At 55.5% G+C, this 12,073-nt stretch carries 14 protein-coding genes; all 14 read left to right on the top strand.

Annotation, left to right across the window (positions count from 1 at the left end):
• Nucleotides 1-109: 109 nt before the first annotated feature.
• On the top strand, nt 110-727 hold the full coding sequence (locus F3I44_RS20175) for a methyltransferase domain-containing protein (RefSeq protein ID WP_150015095.1): 618 nt from the start codon (nt 110-112) through the stop codon (nt 725-727).
• A 48-nt stretch (nt 728-775) separates the two neighbouring features.
• Nucleotides 776-1,012, top strand: coding sequence for a DUF826 domain-containing protein (locus F3I44_RS20170; RefSeq protein WP_223811715.1), 237 nt, complete (start codon nt 776-778; stop codon nt 1,010-1,012).
• Between the two features lie 56 nt (nt 1,013-1,068).
• Nucleotides 1,069-1,923: a hypothetical protein gene (locus tag F3I44_RS20165; RefSeq protein ID WP_150015093.1), complete on the top strand. Its 855-nt coding sequence runs from the start codon at nt 1,069-1,071 to the stop codon at nt 1,921-1,923.
• On the top strand, nt 1,923-3,245 hold the full coding sequence (locus tag F3I44_RS20160) for a terminase (protein ID WP_150015091.1): 1,323 nt from the start codon (nt 1,923-1,925) through the stop codon (nt 3,243-3,245). The genes F3I44_RS20165 and F3I44_RS20160 overlap by 1 nt, the downstream gene beginning before the upstream one ends.
• Before the next feature lie 12 nt (nt 3,246-3,257).
• On the top strand, nt 3,258-4,694 hold the full coding sequence (locus F3I44_RS20155) for an anti-CBASS protein Acb1 family protein (RefSeq protein ID WP_150015089.1): 1,437 nt from the start codon (nt 3,258-3,260) through the stop codon (nt 4,692-4,694).
• Complete coding sequence (locus F3I44_RS20150) at nt 4,642-5,472, top strand: hypothetical protein (RefSeq protein ID WP_190285995.1); 831 nt, start codon at nt 4,642-4,644, stop codon at nt 5,470-5,472. The genes F3I44_RS20155 and F3I44_RS20150 overlap by 53 nt, the downstream gene beginning before the upstream one ends.
• Nucleotides 5,453-6,769, top strand: a complete 1,317-nt coding sequence (locus F3I44_RS20145; RefSeq protein ID WP_190285996.1) for a DUF2213 domain-containing protein — start codon at nt 5,453-5,455, stop codon at nt 6,767-6,769. Before F3I44_RS20150 ends, F3I44_RS20145 begins: the two co-directional genes overlap by 20 nt.
• Nucleotides 6,759-7,385, top strand: a complete 627-nt coding sequence (locus F3I44_RS20140; protein ID WP_150015087.1) for a hypothetical protein — start codon at nt 6,759-6,761, stop codon at nt 7,383-7,385. Before F3I44_RS20145 ends, F3I44_RS20140 begins: the two co-directional genes overlap by 11 nt.
• Nucleotides 7,386-7,395: 10 nt before the next feature.
• Nucleotides 7,396-8,424 (top strand): major capsid family protein, encoded by a 1,029-nt coding sequence (locus tag F3I44_RS20135; RefSeq protein WP_150015085.1) that lies wholly within the window; start codon nt 7,396-7,398, stop codon nt 8,422-8,424.
• A 64-nt stretch (nt 8,425-8,488) separates the two neighbouring features.
• Nucleotides 8,489-8,959 (top strand): hypothetical protein, encoded by a 471-nt coding sequence (locus F3I44_RS20130; protein WP_150015083.1) that lies wholly within the window; start codon nt 8,489-8,491, stop codon nt 8,957-8,959.
• Nucleotides 8,959-9,411 (top strand): hypothetical protein, encoded by a 453-nt coding sequence (locus F3I44_RS20125; RefSeq protein WP_150015081.1) that lies wholly within the window; start codon nt 8,959-8,961, stop codon nt 9,409-9,411. Before F3I44_RS20130 ends, F3I44_RS20125 begins: the two co-directional genes overlap by 1 nt.
• On the top strand, nt 9,408-9,836 hold the full coding sequence (locus F3I44_RS20120) for a hypothetical protein (protein WP_150015079.1): 429 nt from the start codon (nt 9,408-9,410) through the stop codon (nt 9,834-9,836). Before F3I44_RS20125 ends, F3I44_RS20120 begins: the two co-directional genes overlap by 4 nt.
• Nucleotides 9,823-10,755, top strand: coding sequence for a hypothetical protein (locus tag F3I44_RS20115; RefSeq protein WP_150015077.1), 933 nt, complete (start codon nt 9,823-9,825; stop codon nt 10,753-10,755). The genes F3I44_RS20120 and F3I44_RS20115 overlap by 14 nt, the downstream gene beginning before the upstream one ends.
• Nucleotides 10,755-12,065, top strand: a complete 1,311-nt coding sequence (locus tag F3I44_RS20110) for a DUF3383 domain-containing protein (RefSeq protein WP_150015076.1) — start codon at nt 10,755-10,757, stop codon at nt 12,063-12,065. The genes F3I44_RS20115 and F3I44_RS20110 overlap by 1 nt, the downstream gene beginning before the upstream one ends.
• Nucleotides 12,066-12,073: the final 8 nt, after the last annotated feature.

Raw genomic sequence — 12,073 nt, 5'->3', positions numbered from 1 at the left:
TCGCGCGTACGCTGGGCGCTGCCCGATAATTACTGCCGCTGCACCCGCGCAGATCACGACTGCGACCGGCGCATCAGCAATTTCGATACTCTTTTCAGCGAGTGGCTGCATGAAATCGTTCTCTGAAGAACTGAAAACCGGGCTGGTCTGGCTGCCCGCGCTGGGCATGGGCTATTACCCGGTACCGAAAAACCGCCCGTATGATGAAGGCTACTTTGCCCGGTACCAGAAGATGGCTGACACCCCGATGGGCCGCGAACTGACGCAGGCGCGCATCCTGCTGGTGGCGCGTCACTATGATGGTCCGCTGGTGGATGTGGGGATCGGTGCCGGTCAGTTCGTCGGGAACCGCCCCAATACCCGCGGCTATGACGTAAACCCTGCCGGTGTTGCCTGGCTGAACCAGCGAGGCCTCTGGGCAGATTTGTACGCGGATCGTTATCCGGCGCTGACATTCTGGGACAGCCTGGAGCACATCGACCGCCCGGATGTTGCCGTGGCAAAGGCTGAGAAGTGGGTATTTGTTTCGGTACCGATTTTTGCTGATGGCGACGCCATTCTGACATCACGTCATTTTCGCAAGACAGAACATATATGGTACTGGACCCACGCAGGGCTTATCCGCTGGTTCGACGGCCAGGGCTTTAACTGCATTGAGCACAACACCATGGAAACCAAACTCGGCAGAGAAGGCATAGGCAGTTACGCCTTCCGCCGCCGTACCTGACCCCGCCCGATAAGCGGGGTTTTTTATACCCTCAGCATGGACACAACCATGTGGATCACACAGTGGCTCTTCAGCCATAACCAACAGGAGGCAGCAATGCCGGAAGTAAAAGATATCGTCACCGATGACCTGGTGAAAAAAGCCCTGAAATCTGACGCGGTCATCACCGCAGTGAAAACCCAGATCAAAGCCGATCTGGATACCCAGATTGACGCCGCCGTGGATACTGCGCTGGTGGATATTCTGGGCAGTGATGCTGAAGAATCTGAGAAATCAGAGCAGTAAGCATTACATAAGCCCTTCGCTGAGGGGCTTCGATAATGTCTGACTGAGGATGAAACATGGCAAAACCGGACTGGGGCGATCTTCAGCAACGGTTCCTGTCCGCACATGCAAAAACCGGTATCTCCCCGAAAGACTGGTGTGAGGCGCAGGGGCTGAAATACTCGACCGCCAAACGCTACATAAAAATTGCGAACAGCGGAGCGAATTCGCAAAAAAAAACTGCGAATAATACTGCGAATTCGCAGAAGAAAAAGCAGGGCAAAAGCCGCCCCGACACGCCCTCGCAGGAAAACTGCGAATCAGCAGCATTCGCAGATTCGCCAGGTGCGAAACCGATTCGCGGCACGCGGAATGCTCCACCCACAAATGCTTTCACCTCAGGTAATCAGCATGCACTAAAGCATGGTGGCTACGGCCGCCGGCTGCTGCTGTCAGATGCCATTATTGAAGACGTGCCGGCGCTGACGCTCGACGACGAACTGTTCTGGCTGCGCGCTGCAAACCTGACGGCTGCAGAGAACATTGGTCGCTGGCGCGTGCAGCAGGAAGACGCGGAAACTCCCGAGGCTAAAAAGGCGCTGCTGGACAATATCGGCGCAGCTGAAAAAGCCATGCATCGCAATACCGCCCGTATCGAGTCGCTGGAGTACACCAAAGCAGCCATTGCCAAAGCCTATGCCGATGAGCGTCTGAAAAGCATGGCAGAGGTGCGCGGCCAGTTCGATATGGAGCAGGAACAGACCCTAGCTCCGCTCGAGACCCGCCGCCGCCAGCTGGTGAATGAAAAAGCGGAAGCCGAGATCGAAAACATCCGCAGCGGCAAAAATGACAGCAACCTGATCGTTGTTCATAACGCTCTTCAGGTGCCCGGAGGAATGCAGCCCACCAGCAGTGACGGCGGGGATGAGTGATGGCGCAGATCTTCTGTCGAAAGCTGCACGCCGCGCAGTCAGCCGTATGGACCGAAGGCAGTCAGCATCAGTACAACGTGGTGCGTTGCGGCCGTCGCTGGGGCAAAACGGCAATTCTGGGCAATATCGCCATTTCCTACGCGACCTCTCTGTTTAAAGAGACCGGTGGCGAGGCACTGCAGGGCGGCAGAGTCGGGATATTCACCGCTGAATATAAACAGCAGCAGGAGATTTTTGACTACCTGGAAGAAGCGCTGTTGCCGCTGATAAAGATGAAATCGCGCAGTGAGGGGCGCATTCGCCTGAAGAACGGCGGTCGCATCGACTTCTGGGTAACGAATAATAATCCGCTGGCGGGCCGTGGTCGTGAATACGATGTTGTGCTGCTGGATGAATCAGCATTTACCAAGTCACCGGAAATGCTTAACGAAATCTGGCCTAAGTCGATCAAGCCAACGCTGCTGACCCGTCGCGGGCGTGCCTGGGTGTTCTCAACGCCCAACGGCACCGATGAAAATAATTTTTTCTATGCGATCTGCCACGATAAAAGTCTGGGCTTCCATGAGCACCACGCGCCCACGTCCTCCAACCCATACGTGCCGCCTGACGAACTGGAAAAAGAGAAGGCAAACAACGATCCGCGCGTTTATCAGCAGGAATTTGACGCCGAGTTTATAGACTGGTCTGCCGACGCGCTGCTGGATATCGACAAGCTGCTGGTGGATGGTCTGCCCGTAGGCATGCCCACTACGTGCGACATGATCTTTGCGGTGGCTGATACCGCGCTAAAGGGTGGCTCTGAGAACGATGGCACAGGATTTGTGTATTTCGCTTATGAGGAAACGTATTCAGAGCCACGCCTGACAATCATTGACTGGGATATCACGCAGATTAAAGCGTCGCTGCTCCCTGAGTATATGCCGGGTGTCTACGACAACCTGGAGCGGCTGGCGAAGGTTTGCCGGCCGCGTCTCGGAAGCCAGGGCGTGTTCATGGAAGATGCCGCCATGGGTGCCATCCTGAACCAGAAGGCCGAAACCGAAGGCTGGGACATGAAGCCGATAAAGTCGGCGCTCACCGGCAAAGGCAAAGACGAGCGCGCGGTAATGGCCTCCGGACATCATTTTCTGGGGCGGTGCAAAATCACGCGTGAAGCCTGGGACAAAGTCGCTACGTTTAAGCAGGACACCGCTAACCACCTCATCAAACAGATCGCTAAATTCCATCTTGCCGATCCGCTGGCGCATAAACGCGCCGATGACCTTTTCGACTGCTACACGTATGGCCTGATCATCGCGTTCGGCAATTACGATGCACTGTAAACAGGATTTCAAATGGCAGAAATTCAGCTCAACAGCAATATGGGGGCCGGGCTCGCCGAAATTCTTCAGGGTGATGAAATAAAGCCCGGAGACGATGCCGGTTATGACCTGTGCAAATTACTCTGGCAGTTTCACCCGCTCGGCGGAAAGCTGGTGGAAAAGCCCATCAACATGGCGATGTGCAAACCCCGCAAGTATAACGTTGAAACCGATCCCGATGAGCGTGTCGTCAGGCAGTTCAGCGACACATGGGAGCGCATGAACATCAACGAGCACATTAAAAACTTCTTCTTTATCTCACGCTGTTACGGTGCAGCAGCGATCGGCGTAGGGACAGTTAATCATGCCTGTAGCCAGCCGCTGACCCAGTTCGGCCTGCAGGAAGAGGACGTTTATATCAACGTCTGGGACCCGCTTAACACGTCGGGTTCCATGGTGACCGATCAGAACCCCAACAGCCGGTTTTTCCAGAAACCAAATAACACGCTCAAAATTTCAGGTAAGAGCTGGCACCCGTCACGGACGTTAAAAATCTTTCACGGCACGCCTATTTATTTGAAGTTTCAGAACTCCACGTTTGGTTTCACCGGTCGCAGCGTCTTTCAGCGCGTGCTGTACCCGATGAAATCCTACATCGGGACGATGGAGGCCAACGACCTGGTCAGCCAGAAAGCCGGGGTGCTGGTAGCCAAGACGGTTCAGAATGGCTCGGTCATTAACAACATCAAACAAATGGCGTCATCCGCTAAGCGGGCAATGGTCAAAATCGCCCGTACTGGCGGGGTGATCAGCATCGGCGACAAAGACAGCATCGAGTCGCTGAACCTGCAGAACATCGACGGGGCGCTCAATGCGGCGCGCGACAACATCATCTCCGATATTGCGTCCGGCAGCGACGTTCCGGCCATCCTTATCAAGGAGGAAGCATTCTCCAAAGGCTGGAGCGATGGTTCAGAGGATTCAAAAGCCATCAGCCAGTACATCGATGGCGTTCGCCAGCAGATTGAACCGGTGATGGACTATTTCGAAAAGCTGGTTCAGTACATCGCCTGGAACGAGGATTTTTTTACCGCCCTGAAGGGGGACTATCCCGACATTATCACCGAGGACTATAGAACCACCTTTTACCAGTGGCGACGCGAATTTACCGCGACGTGGCAGGAGCTGGTGGAGGAATCACCGGATAAACGACGGGAGTCCGACAGCAAGGTTATTCAGCAGGCGACAGCGCTTTATGCCGGCATGTCCCCGACGCTTGATCCGGAAAACAGAGCGGTACTGGCCGAATGGCTGGCCGCCATCGTCAGCGGCACGCAGACATACGGCGATATGCCGCTGATCATCAACGTCGATTCTCTCGCGAATTACACGCCACCAACACCACCGGAGCGACAGGATGAAGTCAGCCAGCCGGGCGGGGAAAAAGAGGAAACCGCAGAGCCTGTTTGAGGTTCTGACCGCTGCGATTAATCACTACGTCGAATCAGGCTGGGACAGTCAGGCATCGCTGCTTAACTGGAGCCAGCGCCTGCGCGTGGCCGCACGCCGTGAAGCACCCGGCGACGACGTAGCACGCAAGCACCTCACCGCCATCTATCGCCGCCTCGTTATTGATGGCGGCGCCCTGAGAGACCAGCCACCGGGCGGACCCTCGAAAATCACCCTGGACAAAATCAGGCCGGATCTGCGTAAAGAGCTGGACCGGCGAATTTTTGCCAGCGCGAACCTGATAAAGCTGAACCGTGAACAGGCTATTGAGCGCACCGTTCAGCGCTTTCAGGGCTGGGTTTCATCCATCCCGCCAGACGGCGTGAGCGAGACAGACAGGCGTGCCCGCAAAGCTGAAATGCAGAAGTCAGTCAGTGACCTCGATTTCATCAGCCGCCGTGTGGCCATTGACCAGGGTCACAAGCTGGCCAGCAACGTCAAATACGTCATTTCCATTCAGGGTGGTGCTATTGCGTTTCGGTGGCACTCGAACTGGCGGCGTCCGGGCTACCGGTACCGCAAGGATCACAAAGAGCGTGATGAGCTTACTTACCTGGTCCGGGATTCCTGGGCTCTGGAGCAGGGGCTGATAAAGCCCGTTAATGGCTTTTATGACGAGATTACCGCCGCCGGCGAGGAGGTCTTTTGCAGCTGTCAGGCGATACCGGTTTATGCGCCACAGCAGCTGCCGGATGAGTTTTTAACGGAGAAGGGCAAACGTGAATTTAACAGAGCTTGAGCTGGCGCAGCGGATTCGGGATGGCACCACACCATCACCGGTGAAATTTTCCAATATGTGGCTGGTTAATCTGCGCATTACCGGCACAGGTCTGGCCTACCGGACGGGGATAAAAGAGCACGTCTGGCGGGATCCAAATATTTATCTCAATGATGAATTCCTGCAGCGCTGTAACGGCCTGCCGGTTATCGCCAATCACCCTGATAAAGCAACGCTGACCGAAGATGACTTTATTGAGCGCATCGTCGGTTCAGTGATGCTGCCTTATATCCGGGGTGATGAGGTCTGGGCGGTATGCCGGGTTTATATCCGGGACATCGTCGATCAGATCATTACTGAGAAAGTCTCAACAAGCCCTTCGGTCGTCTTCAATAACTCGTCAGGCAGCGTGGAGGTAAAGGACGGTGACACGAACTTTCTCATTGAAGGCGTGCCGTTCCTGATTGACCACATTGCGCTGGTGACAGAGGACCGCGGCTCGCTGGGTGTGTGGGACAAAGAAAAAATCCCCGCCGGGATAGAAGTTTCAAACAAAACAGGTGACGTAGATATGGATGAGAAACAGCTCGAAAGCCTCCTCGCTAAAGCCATTGGCGATGCGCTGGGTGGCATTAATCAGGGGGTTCAGACCCTGACGGCACGCATGGATTCGCTGGAAAGCGGAATTAAAGCGCGTGCCGATGCTGAAGAGGCCGAAAAAAAAGAGGCTAAAGAAAAAGCCGATGAGGCGGAAAAGGCTAAGGCTGATGCTGCGGAAGAAGAGCAGCGCAAAGCGGATGAAGCCGAAGCGCAGAAAAAGGCCGAGGATAAAGCGAAGGCCGACGCGGAAGCGGAAGAGCAGCGGAAAGCTGACGAAGCGGCTGCAGCTGAAGAAAAAGAGCGCAACGACCAGGCGATGGGTGAAGCACAGTCCCGTGCTGATGCGGCTTATTCTGCTGTGGGCAAGCGTGCGCCAGAGCCATTTTCCGGTGAAAAGGCGCTGGATTTTCGTAAGCGTGCGCTGGTGGCCATGCAGAAGCATTCACCGAAGCATGCTGACGTGAATATTCGCGCGATCGCCGATGCAGCAACACTGTCGGTGCTCGAAGAGGCGATCTACAGCGAAGCGCGTAAGGCAATTGAGAATGAAGTCAACAACACGCAGGGCCAGATGCACACGCGCGTGCGCAGCGACGAAGCCGGTCGCCGTATTACTGAATACTACGGCGATCCCAACGTCTGGCTGAGCACATTCAAAACACCCGGCCGCGTGCTGGAAAAAATCAACACGCAGGGGAGCATGAACAATGTCCGTTAATTCTGTCAATTTCGATCCGTTCAAAACGCAGGGCACCACATCAGGTCTGTTTAACGTTGAATCACGCGGCATGACGCAGGGCGACGCCTGGGATGATCCGGCGGTTCGCCTGCAACTGTGTTCTGGTCTGCTCGATGAGAAGCTGGATGCGCCCGTGTGGGGAGGCGTGGGCCTGATTGAGTGCATCTCAAACCCCGCCGTCAACGTTGCCGGGTCCACGATCAAAAAGGCGACGGCCAAATCATGTAATGCTTTTTCCGTGGTGAATCAGGCCTATCACGGCATTACGACCGCCGGGAATCCGGTACCGCTGTATCTGGCGGGGGGATCAGTGCATTACTTCCGCATCGGTTCACAGGCACGTATTCCGCTGCCGATCAGCGCCGAAGTCGCTGCGCTGGCGGACGGCAGTACAGCCGTTGACGGTGAGGGGGAGTTTGTCTGGGACATCAAAAACAACATGGTTGATGTTCTGTCCACCGCCAGCTCAGGAAACCCTAAGGTCAGTATTAAGCTGCTGATGGTGTCCAATACCGGCAACCTGACAGTGAAAAAAGAGGACAGCGGCAGCGTTGTCTGGGAATTCGACAAGCCATGCGGCCTGTTTTTAATCTGAGGAGCCTGCGATGAGCGCTTTTGCACCCGCTATTACTACCGTATCACCTTCCATGGTGCTGCCCGAAATTGCCATGCAGTACAGCATGGCGTCAGGCGCGTTTGAAATTCTCGCCGGCGGTGCCCCGACCGTAAAAATCAGCTCGGGCGATCTGGTGGTCTACCAGAAATATCTGCGAGCGACCACGCAGGCACATGTCGGCCAGTCGCTGCCGGCGCAGCTGCCGTCTGCCAGCATCACCGGCGGTTACGACCAGATGAGAACCTGGCGTATCTCAACCCGCTCCCAGTACAGCTATCTCGATACGGATGCGGCAAGCCGCTGGGGTTATTCGCTGGTGGAAGGCCTGCGTCTGGCCAACCGACAGGGGCACGCGCAGATGATGCGTAATATGCTGCTGTACGGGGTTGAAGCTTCCAACAATGAGGGCATTACCAACTCGCCAAATGCCACCACCCTGAATCTGGGCAGCGACAGCCAGGGGAATGATTCGTATACGACCTGGGATTCAGGCGAGATGGCGAAGTTCATTCTGAGCCTGATTGCCGACCAGAAAACCCGGATGTTGATTCTCGGGCAGCCTCTGACAACTGTCATCCTCTGCCCTCAGCGTTTCATGAAGGCCCTGGAGTGGACGGGCGTGGTTCAACTGACCAGCTATCAGCGCGCGGGTGGCGGTACCGCCACCGTGGGCACCATGGTGAAAAACATTGCCAAAGATGCATCGGGCGATGATGTGATTTTCTGCCAGGATGACACCCTTATCGGTAAGGGGGCCGGTGGAACGGATCTGATTATTGTCACCAACCCGGAAATTGTGGTGCCGGAAGCCCGCCAGGACATCAATACCAATATTTTTGCCACGCTGACCCCGAATCAGCAGGCGGTAAACGTGATGTTCTGCGACGTGGCTGCGCCAACCGAAATTCCGTCCCCGATGCCTGACGGCGGCCTGACCACGCTCTATACAATGCGCTCCACGCCGGGCTGGAACTTCCGTTCTGAGGGTGTGACCCTGCTTTCCGCAAAATATGCCTGATCCGGCCCTGTACCTGTAACAGCAATGAGGGAGCACATGCTCCCTTTTTTATTGAGGTGTTTTCATGAAACTGTTTATTGCCAACTGCTCCCGTCAGGCTCACATGTTCAACTATAAGCTGCCGGAAAAGTCGCAGTCGTTTGGTGTAGCGATCCCGGCGGGCCGTCAGCACATGATTGAACAGCCTGATGATGTTATTAGCCACATCATCAGCCAGCACGAGCCGTATGGCTTCCAGCACCGCAGCAGAGTGGATAAAAATTTCTCGGGCATCTGTTACGAGCTCGAGAAGCCGCTCAGCAGCAGCCAGATTATTGATAACGCCGACCAGAAGAAGGAAAACCTGGACGAGATGTCGCAGAAAATACTGGAGGTCAGCGCGGTTGCCCTGAATAACGCGGTGGAAACGGCTGTGATCCAGAGCGGTGAAAAGCCGCTGGGTGACGGCATCCAGATGGAAATCAAGGGTGAGGCTATCGATCAGGATCAGCCGAATCCGACCAAGGTGGATAAAAAAATTCAGGTGAAAAAATAATGACGCCGCGCCCGACACTCGCCGGATTTCTCCGGTTCGTCCGGGCGGCCATGGGTGTTCCTGAATCCGCAATTATGGATGATGATCCGACGATTGAATGCTGTTTCAAGTCGGCGCTGGAGCTGATGCCCCGGAATGTCGGACTGGAGCGGCTGCCAGCCGTCTGGATGAATACGGTTTACAACCTGGCCGCCTCGCTGCTGCTCAATTATGCCAACGACACCCCGCCTTCAACTTATTTTGCGGACCTCCGAAAAAAATTCGGGATTGGTAATTATGTCGCGGGGATCACCTCATCAGCCTCCGATCAGGGCACATCCGGTTCAGTCACTATCAGCAATGCGCTGAATAACCTGACTCTGGCCGACCTGATGCTGATGCAGGATCCGTATGGACGTGCGGCGCTGGCGGTATTGATGGAGCTGGGGCCGCTCTGGGGGTATACGCCATGAAAATCTGCCTGGGCGTGGTTGATATGCCGTATGACTATGGCGAAGAGCAAGCCACCACATTTGAGGTGGCCACCACGCTGGAAGAAGAGTATGGGCTGTTCTCCCATTTCTGGGCGCAGCATCAGGACGCCATTATTCAGGAGGCCGGAACCGCTGTTGCTCACCAGCTGATAAACCAGATCCACTACGGCGCGGCGGGAGGCGGAGATCTTTTGCTGGGAAACAGCATCCGGGAATTTAATATTTTTCTGGAGCAGGAAGAGATGGCCGGGCTGGGCGTTGCGGGCGTGCCAACGCAGGCGGCGCTTGACGGTGTAAACAGCCGCCTGAAAAAGCACTCCGGGCCGCGCCGCCCGTCATTTATTGATGGTGGACTGTTCAAAACATCATTTACCGCATGGATTGAGGACGATGCCCAGACTTGATGAATTCGCCGCTAACACCGGCTCTCAGCTTTCCTCCGTTCTTCACTCCGCCGTAGAAACCATTTCATCCAGCCAGCAAATCACCTTCCGCCTTTACGTGCGAAAGGTGCTGCCGCTGGACGGCTTCGTTTACTGGGTTAATGCGGCCATTCTGACGGATGCAGAGCAGGCGAAGGTGGGTCTGCCACTGACGCGGGTTATCTCAGGCAGCCTGCACCGGCAGGTGGTCTCTGAACAGTCAGAATCCGCAACAGGTGCCATCAATAACGTTATTTTCACCCCGCTGGAGCAGGCGGACGATTTGAATACAGTGGATCCGGATGCGGTCTATTTCGGGGAGTATGACGGCACGCAGTTTGCGTTTTCACGCATGGAGAGCCGCTATACACAGGCTGGCATTTACCACTATCGCGGTACCGCCATTCTGCCCACAATGCGCACGCAGATTATTGAAAAAGCGGAAGACATCTCTGACGAACAAATCCTGTCTAACAGCATCCCCATCTGGCTGTCGCTGAACCAGTTCGCCACGATCTATCCGTCGTTTCTTTCACCCTCCAACCTCCGGCCGCCGTATATCGTCGCCGATGTACGCGCAACGTCGCCGCTGCAGAGCGCGCCGCATTATGACGTTCGCTGCCAGCACGTTGCCGATCAGGTCCGGCTCACGCTTTACGGGCTGACCAATGCTCAGGCACTTCAGTTCGTGGATTACGTGGTCAGCACTGCGCTGGAGGATGAGGAATTCGGCATCACCAACGTGCCGGTGGTGATCGACGGCAAGCGCACTCAGGTAGAGATGGGCGTGCTGGCCAGACAGAAGTTTGTCGACTTCGACATTAACTATTACCAGTCAACGGCGCTGGATGTTTCTCACCAGCTCATCAAAAAAGCCATCATCAATTACGAGGTAAAATAATGGGTACCCGAATCGTTACGGTCAACGTATCCCAGACCATCAGCGCCACGCCGTCCGGGCTTCAGCAGATGGCGGCCGTGCTGTCGTTTGGCGCGACTACGCTTGAAAAAGATAAGCCAGTGCTGCTGACGCAGGCGTCGGACATGACGGATGCGCTGGCGGTGGCCATCGATGCGCTGGATTATGAGACGACAACTTACGGCGCTGACATCATCCTGACGCTGCCGGCAGGCGTTGAGATCGACCGGGAAACCGGCAGCACGTTCAGTATTACGCTGTCGGGATGTTCACCTTCGTCCTGGAACGGCACGTTTGACGCCACGCTGGAAGACAGCCGCACGCTCACGTGGCAGGTAAAAAATGCGCCCAGAGCAAAACCCACCGAAACCGGCGCGTTCACTATAGGCAGCAGCACTGAGCTGGTTACAGCGGCTGATGACTATTTTGCGCAGGGCAGCACTAACGGTCTTTACCTCATCGAGCTGGGTTATTGCGATGATCAGCCGGAAGATGAAATCGCTGCGCTGAAAGCCTGGATTGACGATCCGGCGCAGCGGATGTATGCCTACCTGGTGCCGCAGGACTGGGATGATAAAAAAGAGTTTATCGCGCTGGCGAAGCTTCACACGTCAAACGAGTCGATGCTCTATTTCTTCGTCACCACGGCTGGTCCGGACAATCCGTATAGCGGCATTAAGTCCGTTATAGCCTGCTCGGGTGAGAATTACCCGGACGAGCTGACGGCGGCAGCGGTGATGTGGAATTTTGTGTCGCCCAGCCCGTCCGAAATCAACAAAGTGCCACCGATGGCCTTTCGTTTTCTGCAGGGCATGACCGCCACCACAGCGAAAGCCTCGGTCACCGCCACGCTTGAAAAAAACAACGTTAACTATGTTGATACCGGCGCAGAGGGCGGGATTTCAAACGCCATCCTGAAAAAGGGCGTGACCTGCGACGGCAACGACATGACCTACTGGTATTCCGTGGACTGGGTGCAGATTAACGCCGATCTGATGCTAGCGAATGCCATTATTAACGGCAGCAACAACCCGATTAACCCGCTCTATTACAATCAGGACGGCATCGACCGCCTGCAGCAGGTCGCTCAGGGCGTGTTCAATACCGGCGTCAGTTACGGTCTGGTTAACGGCGCACCCGTGGTTAATGCCATCCGGTTCAAAACCTACACGACGGATAATCCGACCGATTATGCCAAAGGCCGTTATGCCGGCTTTTCTGCCACCTACACGCCGATGCGCGGGTTTACCGCAATCGTCTTTAACATCAACGTCACCCTGCAGCTGTCATGAGGACATAA

Source organism: Pantoea sp. F_5 (assembly GCF_008631595.1).
GTDB lineage: Bacteria > Pseudomonadota > Gammaproteobacteria > Enterobacterales > Enterobacteriaceae > Pantoea > Pantoea gossypiicola.
The sequence above is the reverse complement of the archived record's forward strand: the minus strand, read 5'-3'. Positions and strand labels throughout refer to the sequence as shown.